This window comes from Streptantibioticus rubrisoli (genome assembly GCF_024436055.1).
GTDB classification, from domain to species: Bacteria; Actinomycetota; Actinomycetes; order Streptomycetales; family Streptomycetaceae; genus Streptantibioticus_A; species Streptantibioticus_A rubrisoli.
Genome location: NZ_JANFNH010000057.1, coordinates 1 through 17543, shown reverse-complemented (window position 1 = coordinate 17543; position 17543 = coordinate 1). Strand labels below are relative to the sequence as shown.

The following is a 17543-nucleotide window of genomic DNA, read 5'->3' as shown; positions in this document are numbered from 1 at the left end:
CCCCGAGCGGACGCCCGGGGGCCTTGACCGTTTCTGTCAGTGCCCCTCCGTAGACTGGTCACCGTGAGCGAGCGCCCCCGAAACGATGCCCCAGGCCCGGACGAATTCGACGAGATCGTGGCGAACGAGACCGAGCGGGACCCCGACCTTGCCGTGATCGAGGCCGGAAGCCGGACGCTGCGCGCACAGGTCCCGCCGACCCCGCAGGACGACGCGCCCGCGGGCCCGAGGACGCCGGAGGAGGCGCAGGCGCTGCGCGAGGTGGAGGCCGAGCTGGCGGGCCGCTGGCCGGAGACGAAGCTGGAGCCGTCGCTGGACCGGATGACCGCGCTGATGGACATCCTCGGCCAGCCCCAGCACTCCTACCCGTCGATCCACATCACCGGCACCAACGGCAAGACCAGCACCGCCCGCATGATCGAGACGCTGCTGCGCGCCTTCGAGCTGCGGACCGGCCGCTACACCAGCCCGCACGTGCAATCGGTGACCGAGCGGATCAGCCTGGACGGCGCGCCGATCTCGGTGGAACGGTTCATCGCCACGTACCAGGACATCAAGCCGTACGTCGAGATGGTGGACGGCTCCCAGCCGCACCGGATGTCGTTCTTCGAGGTGCTCACGGGCATGGCGTACGCGGCCTTCGCGGACGCGCCGGTCGACGTGGCGGTCGTGGAGGTCGGCATGGGCGGCAGCTGGGACGCCACCAACGTGGTGGACGGCTCGGTCGCCGTGGTCACCCCGATAGCGCTCGACCACACCGACCGGCTCGGCGGGACGCCCGGCGAGATCGCCGGGGAGAAGGCCGGGATCATCAAGAAGGACGCCACCGCGGTGCTGGCCCAGCAGCCGGTGGACGCGGCCCAGGTGCTGCTCAAGCGCGCGGTCGAGGTGGACGCCACGGTGGCCCGGGAGGGCATGGAGTTCGGGGTGACGTCCCGGGAGGTCGCGGTCGGCGGACAGATGCTGACGCTGCGCGGGCTCGGCGGTGAGTACGAGCAGGTCTTCCTGCCGCTGCACGGTGCCCACCAGGCGCACAACGCAGCGGTCGCGCTCGCCGCGGTCGAGGCGTTCTTCGGCGTCGGCTCCACCAGGGCCGCCCGCCCGCTGGACATCGACACGGTGCGCGGCGCGTTCGCCTCGGTCACCTCGCCGGGCCGCCTTGAGGTGGTGCGCCGCAGCCCCACGGTGGTGCTGGACGCCGCGCACAACCCGGCGGGCGCGCAGGCCACGGCCGAGGCGGTCCAGGAGGCCTTCGGCTTCACTCATCTGGTCGGAGTGATCGGCCCGAGCGCGGACAAGGACGTGCGCGGGCTGCTGGAGGCGTTCGAGCCGATCTTCGCCGAGGTGGTGGTGACCCGGAACTCGAGCCACCGCTCCATGGACGTGGACGAGCTGGCGGCCATCGCGGTCGAGGTCTTCGGGTCCGAGCGGGTACAGGTCGAGCCGCGGCTGGACGACGCGCTGGAGGCGGCCATCACGCTGGCCGAGGAAGAGGGCGAGTACGCCGGTGCGGGCGTGCTGGTGGCCGGTTCCGTGATCACCGTGGGAGAGGCCCGGCTGCTGCTGGGCCGGAAGTGAGGGCCGATGCGAACACTGTGTGCGAGCACCCTGATCGGTGAGGCCTTCGTCATCGGCCTGGCGGGGCTGGTCGCGATGAACCTCTCCAGCTATTCGGCGGGCACCGTGTGGACGGTGTGCGGCATCGCGATGGCGCTGTGCGTGCTGCTGTGCGGGGTGGTCACCAGACCCGGCGCGGTGGCGGTGGGCTGGCTGCTCCAGATCGCCCTGGTGGCCTCGGGCTTCGTGGTGTCGATGATGTTCTTCCTGGGCGTGACGTTCGCCGGTTTGTGGTGGGCGGCGGTGCACTACGGAAGGAAGATCGACAGGTTCCGGGCGGAGCACGGCGCACTGGCACAGTAGGGCGAAGATCGCTCCAGTCGCGTAGCCGCTGGTCACGGGTGCCGGTTGGCCCGATAGGGTCGGTGCACCCGTGAAGCACCGCGTTATGCAAGGAGCCGCAGCATGAGCCAGCGCACCCTCGTCCTCCTCAAGCCGGACGCCGTACGGCGCGGCCTGGTCGGCGAGATCATCGGCCGGATCGAGCGCAAGGCCGGTTGGACCATCGGCGCGTTGGAACTGCGCACCCTTCAGCGCGCGACGCTGGAGCAGCACTACGCCGAGCACGTCGGCAAGCCGTTCTACGAGCCGCTGGTGGAGTTCATGTCGTCCGGCCCGTCGGTCGCCATGGTCGTCGAGGGCGAGCGGGTGATCGAAGGGCTGCGCGCGCTGGCCGGTCCGACCGATCCGATCGCCGCCGCTCCTGGGAGCATTCGTGGTGATTTCGGCACCATTGTCCGGGAGAATCTGATCCACGCTTCGGATTCCGCCGAGTCCGCGGAGCGCGAGATCAAAATCTTCTTCCCGGAGCTGGGCTGACCCGGACTGACAAACCGTCATACGGCGACCGGCGGATTTCCGGTCGCCGTAGGGCATATGCCGAGCTGTATCGGGAACCAATAGCCCCGACACGTCGTCACCATTACAGGGGACGGCCGCGTGTTCTGCTGACAATGGCCGAGGCGTCCTCGCGCCCGGTCCCACGGGCACACTTAAGATGGACCCGCCGCTACGTACCCCGCAGCACATCGCACCTTTGCGCCCTCAAGTCCCCATCGCTCCAGCTCGGGAAGGCCAGACGTATCCTCATGGCGAACAACATGTCGTTCATCGGCCGTGACATGGCTGTCGACCTCGGCACCGCCAACACGCTGGTGTACGTCAGGGGTCGCGGGATCGTCCTCAACGAACCGTCTGTCGTCGCCATCAACACCAATACCGGCGGCATCCTGGCGGTCGGCGCCGAAGCCAAGAAGATGATCGGCCGCACCCCTGGCAACATCGTCGCTGTCCGTCCGCTCAAGGACGGCGTGATCGCGGACTTCGAGATCACGGAGCGGATGCTCCGCTATTTCATCCTCAAGATCCACAAGCGCCGTTATCTGGCTCGACCACGCGTGGTGGTCTGCGTGCCCTCCGGTATCACCGGAGTTGAGCGCCGCGCCGTGATCGAGGCGTCCAGCCAGGCCGGTGCCCGCCAGGTGCACATCATCGAGGAGCCCATGGCGGCGGCGATCGGCGCGGGGCTGCCGGTGCACGAGGCCACCGGCAACATGGTGGTCGACATCGGCGGCGGCACCACCGAGGTCGCGGTGATCTCGCTGGGCGGCATCGTCACCGCGCAGTCGATCCGGGTGGCGGGCGACGAGCTGGACAACGCGATCATCCAGCACATCAAGAAGGAGTACAGCCTGCTGCTCGGTGAGCGCACCGCCGAGCAGATCAAGATCACCATCGGCTCGGCCTACGACTTCGACAAGGACGAGCACACCGAGATCCGCGGCCGCGACCTGGTCAGCGGCCTGCCCAAGACGGTGGTGATCTCCGCCGCCGAGGTCCGCAAGGCGATCGAGGAACCGGTGAACGCGATCGTGGACGCGGTCAAGACCACCCTCGACAAGTGCCCACCGGAGCTGTCCGGCGACATCATGGACCGCGGCATCGTCCTCACCGGCGGCGGCGCCATGCTGCGCGGCCTGGACGAGCGGCTGCGGCGCGAGACCGGAATGCCCATCCACATCGCCGAGGACCCGCTGGACTCGGTCGCCCTCGGCTCCGGCAAGTGCGTCGAGGAGTTCGAGGCGCTGCAGCAGGTGCTGGACGCCCAGCCCCGTCGCTAGCGCGGTGGCGATCCGCCGTACGGGTGGCTGCCAGGCCCGGCGGCGGATCGTTTCCCAACCGACGGTTCCGCGGCGCGGACCGTTCGGTGGAGCCACAACGACAGATCCCAGGTTCGCCCAGGTACCACATCGCTGACCGGTCGAAGCCAGCAGCCGACCGGTCCCACGAGGAAGGCACGGCCGCCGCACGTGAGGGACACACGAGAGAGCAGGTTGCTCTTGGTCCTACTGGTCGCCATCGCGTTCGCGCTGATCACCGTGGATATCCGCGGCGGCGACCAGTCCCCGCTCGATGGTGTGCGGTCCGCCGCCGCCTCCGTCTTCGGCCCGGTGGAGAACGGCGTCGCCTCCGCCGTCAACCCGGTGGGCAACGCCATAGAGGCGGTACGGGACTCCGGCGCCCGGCACGACAAGATCGCCCAACTCCAGGCGCAGAACGAGGCGCTCAAGGAGAAGCTCGGCAGCAGCGACATCACCCGCAACCGCGCCGACGAGCTCGACAAGCTGCTCAAGACCGCCGGAGCCGGTCAGTACGGCATCAAGGCCGCCCAGGTCATCGCCATAGGAGCCACCCAGGGCTTCTCCTGGACGGTCACCATCGACGCCGGCAGCAACGACGGCATCCAGCGCGACCAGACCGTCATCAACGGCGACGGCCTGGTCGGCCGGATCACCACCGTGGGACCGTCCACCTCCACCGTGCTGCTCGCCATCGACCCCGACTTCACCGTCGGCGCCCGGATGGAGAAGTCGATGGAACTCGGCTTCAGCACCGGCCAGGGCGACCGCCCGCTGCGGGTCCAGCTACTCAACGGCAAGGCCAATGTGAAGCCCGGCGACCGGATGGTCACCTTCGGCTCCCAGGGCGACAAGCCGTTCGTGCCCGGAGTGCCGATCGGCGAGGTCGTCGCGCTCGACCCGGGCGCGGGTGGACTGACCAGGGCCGTCGAGGTACAGCCGTTCGTCGCCTTCAGCCGACTGGACATCGTCGGCGTCGTGGTGGTGCCGCCGCGTCAGGACCCGCGCGACACCGTGCTGCCGCCGCCGCCCAAGCCGGTGCCCACCCCGACGGTCACCGTCACCGTGACGCCGAGTGCCTCCGGGTCCCCGTCGCCCTCGTCGTCCCAGTCGGCGGCCTCGTCCGGGTCACCGTCCCCGTCCCCGTCTGCGAGCTGACCGATGCGCATCAACCGGATCCTGCTCACCGCCGTCCTGGTGGTGGTCGCCCTCGTCCTCCAGGTCAGCGTGCTCGCCCGGCTCCATCTGCCGGGCGCGGTACCCGACCTGATGCTGCTCGTCGTCCTCGGTCTGGCGCTCACCTACGGCCACGTCGGCGGCTGTCTCGTCGGCTTCGGCGCGGGACTGCTCTCCGACTTCGCCCCGCCCGCCGACCACGCCGCCGGGCGGTACGCCCTGGTGCTGTGCGTCATCGGCTACCTCGCCGGTCTCGCCAAGCCGGAGAGCGGCCAACTGCGGTCCGCCGTCATGCCGATGGTGGTGGTCGGCGTCGCGGCGATCGGCTCGACGCTGCTGTACGCCGGGGTCGGGGCGCTGGTCGGCGACACCGCGGCCCGCCATGTCGGCATGGTCAAGCTGGTGTTCACCGCCACGGTGTACGACCTGCTGCTGGCACCGTTCACCGTGCCGTGGATCATGGGGCTGGCCCGACGGGTGGAGAACGACCCCGTCGCCGGGGACACCGCGGGCGGCCCCGGCATCGGCCCGTACCGCTGGCTCACCCCCGGCACGCCGCGCTCCTCCCGCGCGGGCCGGGGCCGACTGGCCCGGCCCGGCCTCGGCGGCCAGCGCGGCGGCCTGCTGAAGGGAGGCCGGAAGCTGTGAACTCCCGCCCGTCTCCCACCACCACCCTCAACGGAGGCCCTGCGGGCCGCTGTGACGTCTGCCCGTCTCCCACCACCACCCTCAACGGAGGCCCCGCGGGCCGCCGCGCCGTTTCCCCGTCGCTCATTCCTGGAGCCGTGCGCCGATGAGCAACATCCCCGAGACCGGTCGCACCCAACGCGTCACCATCCGGCTGATCATCTTGCAGATCCTGGTCGTCTCACTGCTGCTCACCCTCGGCGGACGACTGTGGTACCTGCAGATCCGCAACGGGCAGCAGTACACCCAGGAAGCCGACAGCAACCACATCCAGGAGGTCGTCGACCCGGCGGTGCGCGGCCAGATCCTCGACGCCCGCGGCGTGCCGTTGGCCGACAACCAGACCCGACTGGTCGTCACCGTCAGCCGTACCGACATCATGAAGATGAAGGACGGCGGCAAGGCCGTGCTCACCCGGCTCGCGGGCGTGCTCGGCATGAAGTACCAGGACGTCGCCGACAAGGTCCGGCTGTGCGACGCCAAGACCCCGCGCCCGTGCTGGAACGGCTCCCCGTACCAGCCGATCCCGATCACCGACACCGCCACCACCCAGCAGGCACTGCAGATCATGGAGCGCCGCGAGGACTTCCCCGGCATCGCCGCCCAGCCCACCGCGGTACGCCACTACGGAAGCCCCGACGGAGCCAACGCCGCCCAGGTGCTGGGCTACCTGTCGCCGGTCACCGACGACGAGATCCAGGCGTCGATGAAGAACGGCCAGCCCACCCTGCAACGCTCCGACCAGGTGGGCCGCTCCGGCCTTGAGCACACCTACGACAGCGAACTGCGCGGCAAGGCCGGTGTCATCCGGTACGAGGTGGACAACCGCGGCCGGGTCATCGGCAAGGCGGGCGACACCCCGCCGCAGCCCGGCGACTCGATAGTGACCAGCATCGACTCCCGGGTCCAGGCGATCACCGAGCAGCAACTGGCCGCCGCGATGCAGGACGCCCGCAACACCTACGACACGGTCACCCACCAGAACTACAAGGCCGACTCCGGTGCCGCCGTGGTGATGGACGTACACACCGGCCAGGTCATCGCGATGGCCAGCGCCCCCACGTACGACCCCAACGAGTGGGTGGGCGGCATCTCCGCCAAGGACTACGCCGCGCTCACCGGCAAGGACTCCGACTACCCGCTGCTCAACCGGGCCACCCAGGGCCAGTCGGCGCCCGGTTCGACCTTCAAGGTCATCTCCACCTCGGCGGCGGTCAACGCCGGGTACGACATCAACGGCCACTACTCCTGCCCGTCGAGCATGAGCATCGGCGGCCAGGTCTTCAAGAACTTCGAGGGCGAGCAGGCGGGCGACATCAGCCTCGCCCACGCCCTGGAGATCTCCTGCGACACCGTCTTCTACGGGCTCTCCTACGATCAGTGGCTCAAGGACGGCGGCAACAACCCCAAGAACCCCAAGGACTGGTTCTACAAGACCGCCCACCAGTTCGGCCTCGGCGCCAAGACCGGCATCGACCTGCCGGGCGAGGTCCCCGGCCGCGTTCCGGACCGGCAGTGGAAGCAGGCCGAGTACGACGCGATGAAGAAGTCCTGGTGCGCCCAGGCCGCCTCCGGCAAGCACGACTACGCCACCGACATCGCCCGCGAGGACTGCGTCGACGGCAACCGGATGCGCGCCGGTGACTCCGTCAACTACGCGATCGGCCAGGGTGACACACTCGTCACCCCGATCCAGATGGCCAAGATCTACTCGGCCATCTCCAACGGCGGCACCCTCTACCAGCCGACCATCGGCAAGGCCATCGTCAGTCCGGACGGCAAGCACATCCAGCAGATCGACCCGAAGTCGGTCGGCAAGCTGCCCGACTCGCCGCAGACCATCCACTACATCGACGACGCGCTGGCCGGAGTGATCACCAGCGGTACCGCCGCCTGGAAGTTCAACGGCTGGCCGCAGGACAAGATCACCCTGCACGCCAAGACCGGTACCGCGGAGGTCTACGGCAAACAGACCACCTCGTGGTTCGCCACGTACAGCAAGGACTACGCGATCGTCATGACCATCTCCCAGGGTGGTACCGGTTCCGGCGGTTCCGGCCAGGCGGTGCGCAACATCTACTCCGCGCTGTACGGCGTCCAGCCGGACGGGTCGATCGACCCCAAGAAGGGCCTGCTGCCCGCCCCGCAGCGCAGCCTGCCGAAGTTCGGCCCGGACGGACTGGTCCAGCAGGCCGCGCTGACCATCCCCGACCCGTCCGAGTTCGCCTACCCGGGCTACGACTCCAGCGTCCCCGGACAGGCGACCACGCTGGCCGCGCTGGCGCCGGAACGCAATGAGAAACTGCTGCTCGGGCGGAGGTACCAGGCATGACGAGCAGCGGCTTCAGCGGCTACTCGATCCGCCGGTTCACCCCTGAACGCTCCACGCTGGGCAAGCTGCTGGCCCGCGACTCGGTAGTGCGGCGGATGGACTGGATACTGATCGCCGCCGCCATAGGGCTCTCCGCGGTCGGCTCGCTGCTCGTGTGGTCGGCGACCCGCGGCCGTACCTCGATCAACCACGGCGATCCGCAGTACTTCCTGATCCGCCATCTGATGAACCTGGCCATAGGGATCGCGCTCGCGATCGGCACCATCGTGGTCGGCCACCGCAGGGTGCGCGGGATCATCCCGATCCTGTACGCGGTGTCGATCCTGCTGCTGCTCGCGGTGCTCTCCCCGCTGGGTTCCACGGTCAACGGCGCGCACTCGTGGATCGTGATCGGCGGCGGATTCTCCCTGCAGCCCTCGGAGTTCGCCAAGATCACCATCGTGCTGGGCATGGCGATGGTCCTGTCCGCACGGGTGGACGCGGGCGACCAACTGCATCCCGACGGCCGTACGGTGCTGCAGTCCCTGGGGCTGGCGATCGCGCCGATGTGCGTCATCCTGCTGATGCCGGACCTCGGTTCCACCATGGTCATCGTGGTGACGGTGCTGGGCGTGCTGCTCGCCTCCGGCGCCTCCAACCGCTGGGTGTTCGGGCTGCTGACGGTCGGCGCGGCGGGCGCGCTGGCGGTCTGGCAGCTCCATCTGCTCAGCAAGTACCAGATCGACCGCTTCGCCGCCTTCGCCAACCCGGCCCTTGACCCCTCGGGCGTCGGCTACAACACCGCGCAGGCGCGCATCGCCATCGGCTCCGGCGGGCTGCTGGGCAAGGGGCTGTTCCACGGCACGCAGACCACCGGCCAGTTCGTGCCCGAGCAGCAGACCGACTTCGTCTTCACCGTGGCGGGGGAGGAGTTGGGCTTCGTCGGCGCGGGGCTGGTCATCCTGCTCGTCGGCATCATCCTGTGGCGGTCCTGCCGGGTCGCCCGGCTGGCCACGGACCTGTACGGCACGATCATCGCGGCCGGGATAGTGGCCTGGTTCGCCTTCCAGTCGTTCGAGAACATCGGGATGACGCTGGGCATCATGCCCGTCGCGGGCATTCCGCTGCCGTTCGTCTCCTACGGCGGATCGTCGATGTTCGCGGTCTGGATCGGTGTCGGGCTCCTCCAGTCGATCCGGATACAGCGCCCGGTCTCCGCGTAGCGGCGGGGAGTCGGCAGGACTCTCCCGCCGCTACGGCGAGCTGGCAGACGCCGAACCGGCGCGCGCCGCGCGAGCGGCTCGACGCCGTTGCGGGGGGACGGCGAGGGCCACTACCGTCACGGCATGGGAACGCGTCTGCGGGAGACCGAGCGCACGTACCAGGCCGGGGAAGGGGCTGCCCAGCCCGACCTGACGGGTTTGCCCGCCGTCGCGTCCGTGCACCCGCTGGACCCCGTCGAACTCGACGCGGGCTACTTCGACACCCCCGACCTGGCGCTCGCCGCCCGCCGCATCACCCTGCGCCGCAGAACCGGCGGCGAGGACGCCGGCTGGCACCTCAAACTCCCCACCGCCCAGGCCGACACCCGCACCGAGGTGCACGCCCCGCTCGGCCACTCCCTCCTCACCATCCCCGCGAACCTGCGCACCGAGGTCCTCGCGCACACCCGCGGCCGCCCGCTCGCCCCCGTGGTGCGGCTGCTCAACCACCGCGAACGCCGCCGACTGCTCGCCGCCGACGGCACCGCGCTCGTCGAGATCGCCGATGACCACGTCACCGCCGAATACCCCGACGAGCGCGAGCCGCTGTGCTGGACGGAGACCGAGGTCGAACTCCTCGGCGGACAGCCGGAGTTGCTCGACGCCGTGGAGGAGCGGCTGACCGCCGCGGGCTACCAGCGCTCCGCCTGGCCGTCGAAACTCCTGCACGCCCTCGGCGACCGCGTCCCACCCGCGCCACCGTCCCCGCCCGGCACCATCGCCACCGCGGGCGACGCCGCCTTGGCCTACCTCCACGAGCAGGTGCGCGCCATCGCGGCGTGCGACCCCGCGGTGCGCCGCGACGAGCCCGACGCCGTCCACCAGATGCGGGTCGCCACCCGCCGCCTGCGCAGCGCCTTCAAGACCTACGGCCGGGAGCTCGACCGAGCCGTCACCGACCCCATAGGCGACGAGCTCAAATGGCTCGCCGAGGTGCTCGGCCTGGAACGGGACCGCGAGGTGCTGGACGAGCGGCTGGCCGGTCTCACCGCGGACCTCGACCCCGACCTGCGCACCGCCCCCGTGCGCGAACGGATCCTCGGGCCGCACGCCACCGCTCGCAGCACCGCCCGCCGCCAACTGCTGCGGCAACTGCGCGGCGAGCGCTACTTCGCCCTGCTCGACCGCCTCGACGCCCTGCTCGCCGCCCCACCGCTGCGCGATCCGGCCAAGCGCCCGGCCAGGGAGGCGGTACGCCGGGCCGTGCGTCGCGACCACCGCCGCCTCGCAGACCGGGTGGCCGAGTCCCTGGCGCTGCGCCCGGGCACCGGCCGCGACCTCGCCCTGCACGACGCCCGCAAGGCCGCCAAGCGGGCCAGGTACGCCGCCGAGTCCGCCCGTCCGGTACTCGGCGAACCCGCCGAGCGGCACCGCGTCCGGCTCGCCGCGCTGCAGCGGCTGCTCGGCGAGCACCAGGACAGCGTGATGTGCCGGGAGCGGATCCAACGGCTCGCCGACGAGGCCCGCCGGGCGGGCGAGGACACCTTCGCGTACGGCGCGCTGTACCAGATGGAACGGGAACGCGCCCGTGCCGTGGAGGCCGCCGTGCCCAAGGCCTGGCGCAGAACGGACCGGGGGCCGCTCGCGGGCTGAGTGGTGCCCCCGACTCGGTTACGCTGGATGGTCACCCCTGCCAGCTCACGAGAGACAGTCGAGAGACCCCAAGATGCCTGTCGAGTCGGTCTTCCCGCGCCTGGAAGCGCTTCTCCCACATGTCCAGAAGCCGATCCAGTACGTCGGCGGAGAGCTCAACTCCACCGTCAAGGACTGGGACGCCTGTGATGTGCGCTGGTCGCTGATGTACCCGGACGCGTACGAGGTCGGGCTGCCCAACCAGGGCGTCATGATCCTTTACGAGGTGCTCAACGAGCGTGAGGGCGTGCTGGCCGAGCGCACCTACAGCGTCTGGCCGGACCTTGAGGCGCTGATGCGTGAGCACGGCGTTCCGCAGTTCACCGTGGACGCGCACCGCCCGGTGCGGGCCTTCGACGTGTTCGGGGTGTCCTTCTCCACCGAGCTCGGCTACACCAACCTGCTCACCGCGCTCGACCTGTCCGGCATCCCGCTGGAGGCCAGGGACCGCACCCTGGACGACCCGATCGTGCTCGCTGGCGGCCACGCGGCGTTCAACCCCGAGCCGATCGCGGACTTCATCGACGCCGCCGTCATCGGCGACGGTGAGCAGGCCGTGCTGGAGATCACCGACGTCGTCCGCGGCTGGAAGGCGGAGGGCCGCCCGGGCGGCCGCGACGAGCTGCTGCTGCGGCTGGCCAAGACCGGCGGGGTGTACGTCCCGAAGTTCTACGACGTGGAGTACCTGCCGGACGGCCGGATCGCCCGTGTCGTGCCGAACGCCTCCGGTGTGCCGTGGCGGGTCTCCAAGCACACCGTGATGGACCTCGACGAGTGGCCGTACCCGAAGCAGCCGCTGGTCCCGTTGGCCGAGACGGTGCACGAGCGGATGTCCGTGGAGATCTTCCGCGGCTGCACCCGCGGTTGCCGCTTCTGCCAGGCGGGCATGATCACCCGTCCGGTGCGGGAGCGCACCATCACCGGCATCGGCGAGATGGTCGACAAGGGCCTGAAGGCCACCGGGTTCGAGGAGGTCGGCCTGCTGTCGCTGTCCTCCGCCGACCACAGTGAGATCGGCGACATCGCCAAGGGGCTGGCCGACCGGTACGAGGACGACAAGATCGGCCTGTCGCTGCCGTCCACCCGGGTCGACGCCTTCAACATCGACCTGGCCAACGAGCTGACCAGGAACGGCCGCCGGTCCGGCCTGACCTTCGCCCCCGAGGGCGGCTCGGAGCGGATCCGCAAGGTCATCAACAAGATGGTTTCGGAAGAGGACCTGATCCGCACCGTCGCCACCGCCTACGGAAACGGCTGGCGGCAGGTGAAGCTGTACTTCATGTGCGGTCTGCCGACCGAGACCGACGACGACGTGCTGCAGATCGCGGACATGGCCACCAAGGTGATCGCCAAGGGCCGCGAGGTGTCGAACTCCAACGACATCCGCTGCACGGTGTCCATCGGCGGCTTCGTGCCCAAGCCGCACACCCCGTTCCAGTGGGCGCCGCAGCTGTCCGCCGAGGAGACCGACGCCCGGCTGGAGAAGCTGCGCGACAAGATCCGCGGCGACAAGAAGTACGGCCGCTCGATCGGCTTCCGCTACCACGACGGCAAGCCCGGCATCGTGGAGGGCCTGCTCTCCCGCGGTGACCGCCGGATCGGCGCGGTCATCCGCGCGGTGTACGAGGACGGCGGCCGGTTCGACGGCTGGCGGGAGCACTTCAGCTACGACCGCTGGATGGAGTGCGCCGAGAAGGTGCTGCCGCGGTACGGCGTGGACGTCGACTGGTACACCACCCGCGAGCGCACCTACGAGGAGGTCCTGCCCTGGGACCACCTCGACTCCGGCCTGGACAAGGACTGGCTCTGGGAGGACTGGCAGGACGCCCTCGACGAAACCGAGGTCGAGGACTGCCGCTGGACGCCCTGTTTCGACTGCGGCGTTTGCCCGCAGATGGACACCCACATCCAGATCGGCCCCACGGGCAAGAAGCTGCTGCCCCTGACGGTCGTCAAGTAGCGTCGCCGCCCGGCCCGAAGGCCCCACCGCTGCAGGCGGTGGGGCTTTTACTACGACCGCGGCTTCGAGACCATCGCCCACCACACCGAGCTGGAGACCCGCTGGCTCGCCGAACCCGGGTCACTGGACTGAGTCCCTGCCGGTCATCCCGGCCGCGTACCCTTGAGAGAGGTATGACCGCTCTCACGAAGGACTGAAGACACTGGGCAAGCGACAGCCCGAAGGCCCGCCGCCCGCACCCGCGGTGCAGCGCATTCGACTGCGCTACACCAAGCGTGGCCGCCTCCGGTTCACCAGCCACCGCGACTTCCAGCGCGCGTTCGAGCGGGCGCTGCGCCGCGCCGAGGTACCCATGGCGTACTCGGCCGGATTCACCCCGCACCCCAAGGTCAGCTACGCCAACGCCGCACCCACCGGCGTGGCCAGCGAGGCCGAGTACCTGGAGATCGCCCTCACCGAACCGCGTGACCCGGAGAAGCTGCGGGTGCTGCTCGACGAGTCGCTGCCGCCCGGCCTCGATGTGATCGACGCGGTGGAGGCGCACACCTCCGGCCTCGCCGACCGGCTGGACGCCTCGGTGTGGCAGCTGCGGCTGGACGGCGTCGAGCCCGCCGAGGCGCAGCGCGCGGTGGACGCGTTCCTCGCCGCGGAGACGGTCGAGGTCCGTCGTACTACGAAGAACGGCGTACGGACCTTCGACGCGCGTGCCGCGGTGACGCAGCTCGCGCTGGTACCGCCAGAGGCTTCGTCGCAGGACGCGGCGGACCCGCTGGCACCCGTAGAACCATCCGTAGAACAGAGTGCCGATAGGCCGGGGCGTGGTAGCTGTGCGATACTGCGGCTGGTTGTTCGGCATCTGACACCTGCCGTACGACCCGACGACGTCCTGTCCGGCCTCCGTGCGACGGCCGACCTCGCGCCGCCGGTCCCCGCAGCGGTGACCAGGCTGGCGCAGGGGCCGCTTGACGAGGAGACCGGCACGGTGACCGATCCGTTCGCGCCAGACCGCGACGCCGCCTCGGCCGTACTCAGCACGGCCGCCGGGCAGTCCGTTGCGACGGTGCCGGGTGGTCCCGCGTAGGACCGTCGTTGACGCATCGCCGATGCGCCAGGGAGTCGCCTCGCCGCCCGTCACTGGGCGGTCAGGGGCCGTTCTTAGCGTCCGGTGACGCGCTGACCAGGAGACTTTCGCCGGTCTCGGCCACCAGGACGAGCCCGGCGAGTGAGACAACAGCTCCCGTGTGGCGCCCGTGCCCCGGGCCGCGTAGCCGTGAAGCAGCGGCCGCGGCCGGAACCAGAGCGCGGCGCCCGGGAGCGTGACGGGAGAAACGCCCGCATGCTCGATACGCCCGAGCCCGACAACGCGGCGCCCGAGGCGCCGAACGGCAGTGATTCCGGCGTGAGCGCCGAATCCGCGACCCCGGCGGCGCCCCGCCGCCGGCGTAGGGCCGCTTCGCGTCCGGCCGGTCCACCGGCTGCCGCGTCCGCCGAGGACAACCAGATCGTTCCGGAGAAGCCCACCGCCCCGGAGGCGCCCGCCGCCGAGCCGGTAGAGGCCGCCGCACCAGCGCGTACCGCCACCACCCGGCGTCGCGCCAGCCGTAAGGCCACCGCGCCCGCGGGTCCGCCGAAGTCCGCCGAGGAGGCGCCGGAGCCCGCGTCCGAGGAGCAGCCCGCCGCGGCCGGGGCCGAGGAGGCGCCCGCGCGCACCCCGCGCCGTCGCGCCACCCGTAAGAGCGCCGCCGCGGAGCCGCAGGCCGCACCCCAGGAAGGCCAGGCCGAGGAAGCCCCGCGTGCCCGCCGCACCCGCAAGCGCGCCGCTGAGCAGACCGCCGACGAGTCCCGGCGGCTGAAGCCCGGCGCGCTCGCCCCCAAGGAGGAGGAGCCCGAGCCGGAGCAGGCGCCCGTCGAGGCGGCCGCCGAGCCCGAGGCGGCCCCGCAGCGCACCCGGCGTCGCAGCCGTAAGGCCACCGCGGAGGCCGGTCCGCCCTCGTTCGCCACCGCGGACAGTGAGGCGGCCGAGCCGGTGGCGTCCATGGCACCTGAGGAGGACGTCGCCGAGGAGCCGGTACGCGGCCGTCGCCGCGCCGTCCGGCCGCCCACGGCCGTCTTCCAGCCGCCGGTCTTCGTCGCGCCCGAGGCCGCTGCGGCCGCCGAGGAAGGGGAGGAACCGCGTCGTCGCCGCCGTCGCCGGGTCTCCGCCGAGGAGGCGCAGGCCACCGCTGCCGCCGAGGAGCCGACCGCCACCGAGGAGCCCGCCGAGGAGGCGGAGCCGGAGGCCGAGCACGAGGAGGAGGCGGGCGAGCGCCCGTCCCGCCGCCGCCGTCGTGGTGGCCGTCGCCGCCGTCGCGGCGAGGCGGCCGAGGCCGAGGCGGAGGTCGAGGAGGAGACCGAGACCGAGGCCGACCAGCCGCACGCCGAGGAGGAGCCGGAAGCCGAGGCGGAGGCCGAGGAGGCCGAGCACGGCACCAGCACCAGCCGTCGGCGCCGTCGCCGCCGTCGCCGCAGCGGTGAGGCGCCGGGCGAGGCGGAGCCCGCGGCCGAAGAGGACGGTGTGCGCACCGTCGTCAAGATCCGCGAGCCGCGCAAGAAGAAGGAAGAGCAGCCGTCCGACGAGGTCCAGTCCATCAAGGGCTCGACCCGCCTGGAGGCGAAGAAGCAGCGCCGCCGCGAGGGCCGTGAGCAGGGCCGTCGCCGGGTGCCGATCATCACCGAGGCCGAGTTCCTGGCCCGTCGCGAGGCCGTCGAGCGGGTGATGGTGGTCCGTGAGAGCGGCGAGCGCACCCAGATCGGCGTGCTTGAGGACGGTGTGCTGGTCGAGCACTTCGTCAACAAGGAGCAGGCCACCTCCTACGTCGGCAACGTCTACCTGGGCAAGGTCCAGAACGTGCTGCCGTCGATGGAGGCCGCCTTCGTCGACATCGGCAAGGGCCGCAACGCCGTGCTGTACGCGGGCGAGGTCAACTTCGAGGCACTGGGCCTGGCGGGCGGCCCGCGCCGCATCGAGTCGGCGCTGAAGTCCGGCCAGTCCGTGCTGGTCCAGGTCACCAAGGACCCGATCGGCCACAAGGGCGCCCGGCTGACCAGCCAGGTCTCGCTGCCCGGCCGCTACCTGGTCTACGTGCCCGAGGGCTCGATGACCGGCATCAGCCGCAAGCTCCCGGACACCGAGCGGGCGCGGCTGAAGCAGATCCTCAAGAAGATCGTCCCCGAGGACGCGGGCGTCATCGTGCGCACCGCCGCCGAGGGCGCCAGCGAGGAGGAACTGCGCCGCGACGTCGAGCGCCTGCAGGCGCAGTGGGAGGAGATCCAGAAGAAGGCGAAGAACGGCAACGCGCCGACGCTGCTGTACGGCGAGCCGGACATGACCGTCCGGGTGGTCCGCGACATCTTCAACGAGGACTTCTCCAAGGTCATCATCAGCGGCGACAACGCGTGGGAGACCATCCACGGCTATGTCTCGCACGTCGCGCCCGACCTGGTGGACCGGCTGCAGAAGTGGTCCTCCGAGGTCGACGCCTTCGCCACCTACCGGATCGACGAGCAGCTGCTGAAGGCGCTGGACCGCAAGGTGTGGCTGCCGTCCGGCGGTTCGCTGGTGATCGACCGGACCGAGGCGATGGTCGTCATCGACGTCAACACCGGCAAGTTCACCGGCCAGGGCGGCAACCTGGAGGAGACGGTCACCAGGAACAACCTGGAGGCGGCCGAGGAGATCGTGCGCCAGCTGCGGCTGCGCGACCTCGGCGGCATCATCGTGATCGACTTCATCGACATGGTGCTGGAGTCCAACCGGGACCTGGTCATGCGGCGGCTGCTGGAGTGCCTGGGCCGGGACCGCACCAAGCACCAGGTCGCAGAGGTCACCTCGCTCGGTCTGATCCAGATGACCCGCAAGCGGGTGGGCCAGGGGCTGCTGGAGTCGTTCTCCGAGACCTGTGTGCACTGCAACGGCCGTGGCGTGATCGTCCACATGGAGCAGGCCACCGTCCCCGGTGGCGGCGGCAAGCGCAAGAAGAAGGGCCGTGCGGCAGCGCAGCCCGAGGCGGTGGAGGCGGCGCCGGCGGCCGAGGTGGTCGAGCCCGTCGAGGTCACCGAGCGCGAGCTGGTGCCCGCGATCGGCGGCGACGAGGAGTGGTTCGGCAGCCCCGCCGAGGCGGAGGCCGCCGCGAAGGCCGCTCCGCGCGGACGTCGGCGGGCGACCCGGGCCGCCAGCGCCCCGGCGGGTGCGCCGAAGCAGGCGGAGCCGGAGGTCGTCGTCGCGGCGGCCCCGGTCGTGACCGAGCCGGAGCCCGAGGTGGCGGCCGAGTCCGAGGTGGCGGCCGAGCCGGAGCCGGTACGTCCGCGGCGCCGCTCCCGCAAGGCGACCGCGCCCGCGGGCTCGCCCAAGGTGGCGGCGGAGGAGGCGGCCGCCGGAGAGGTGATCGTCGTCCCGGCGGCACCGGTCACGGCTGAGGCGGAGCCCGAGGTGGCCGCGGAGCCCGAGGCGGCGCCGGTCGAGGTGGAGGCGGTACGTCCGCCTCGGCGCGCCCGCAAGGCGTCGGCTCCGGCTGGCCCGCCGCCGTCGGCGGGAGAGGCGGCCGTGGTCGTCGTTCCGGCGGCGCCGGTGGCGGAGGGCGCCGAGGGCGCCGAGGCTGTCGAGGCCGTCGAAGAGGAGGCCGCGCCCAAGAAGCGGGCGGCTCGCAAGACGGCGGCGAAGAAGGCTCCTGCCAAGAAGACGGCGGCCAAGAAGGCCACGGCTGCCAAGAAGTCGACGACGG

At 71.0% G+C, this 17543-nt stretch carries 12 protein-coding genes; all 12 read left to right on the top strand.

Annotation, left to right across the window (positions count from 1 at the left end; translation table 11 throughout):
- Positions 1–63: 63 nt before the first annotated feature.
- Positions 64–1578: a bifunctional tetrahydrofolate synthase/dihydrofolate synthase gene (gene folC / locus NON19_RS30055; protein WP_308213759.1), complete on the top strand. Its 1515-nt coding sequence runs from the start codon at positions 64–66 to the stop codon at positions 1576–1578.
- Between the two features lie 6 nt (positions 1579–1584).
- Entirely contained in the window at positions 1585–1920 is a 336-nt protein-coding gene (locus NON19_RS30050; protein WP_255932320.1) for a DUF4233 domain-containing protein, read from the top strand.
- Positions 1921–2022: 102 nt separating this feature from the next.
- The gene (gene ndk / locus NON19_RS30045; protein ID WP_255932319.1) at positions 2023–2436 is read left to right on the top strand and encodes a nucleoside-diphosphate kinase; all 414 of its coding nucleotides are present in this window, start codon (positions 2023–2025) and stop codon (positions 2434–2436) included.
- A gap of 281 nt (positions 2437–2717) precedes the next feature.
- Positions 2718–3737, top strand: coding sequence for a rod shape-determining protein (locus NON19_RS30040; RefSeq protein ID WP_255932338.1), 1020 nt, complete (start codon positions 2718–2720; stop codon positions 3735–3737).
- Positions 3738–3926: 189 nt separating this feature from the next.
- Positions 3927–4913 carry a rod shape-determining protein MreC gene (gene mreC / locus NON19_RS30035; RefSeq protein WP_255932318.1) on the top strand — a complete coding sequence of 329 codons (987 nt, stop codon included), beginning with the start codon at positions 3927–3929 and terminating at the stop codon, positions 4911–4913.
- Between the two features lie 3 nt (positions 4914–4916).
- Complete coding sequence (gene mreD, locus NON19_RS30030; protein ID WP_255932317.1) at positions 4917–5579, top strand: rod shape-determining protein MreD; 663 nt, start codon at positions 4917–4919, stop codon at positions 5577–5579.
- Positions 5580–5724: 145 nt separating this feature from the next.
- A complete protein-coding gene (mrdA, locus tag NON19_RS30025; protein WP_255932316.1) occupies positions 5725–7950 on the top strand; it encodes a penicillin-binding protein 2 in 2226 nt (741 codons plus the stop codon).
- Positions 7947–9152 (top strand): rod shape-determining protein RodA, encoded by a 1206-nt coding sequence (gene rodA, locus NON19_RS30020; protein WP_255932315.1) that lies wholly within the window; start codon positions 7947–7949, stop codon positions 9150–9152. The genes mrdA and rodA overlap by 4 nt, the downstream gene beginning before the upstream one ends.
- Positions 9153–9275: 123 nt before the next feature.
- Positions 9276–10784, top strand: a complete 1509-nt coding sequence (locus NON19_RS30015; protein ID WP_255932314.1) for a CYTH and CHAD domain-containing protein — start codon at positions 9276–9278, stop codon at positions 10782–10784.
- A 73-nt stretch (positions 10785–10857) separates the two neighbouring features.
- A complete protein-coding gene (locus NON19_RS30010) occupies positions 10858–12783 on the top strand; it encodes a TIGR03960 family B12-binding radical SAM protein (RefSeq protein ID WP_255932313.1) in 1926 nt (641 codons plus the stop codon).
- 244 nt (positions 12784–13027) lie between these two features.
- Positions 13028–13864 (top strand): TIGR03936 family radical SAM-associated protein, encoded by an 837-nt coding sequence (locus NON19_RS30005; RefSeq protein WP_255932311.1) that lies wholly within the window; start codon positions 13028–13030, stop codon positions 13862–13864.
- Between the two features lie 255 nt (positions 13865–14119).
- Positions 14120–17543: Rne/Rng family ribonuclease (locus NON19_RS30000; RefSeq protein WP_255932309.1), on the top strand; the 3424-nt coding region annotated here is incomplete at its 3' end.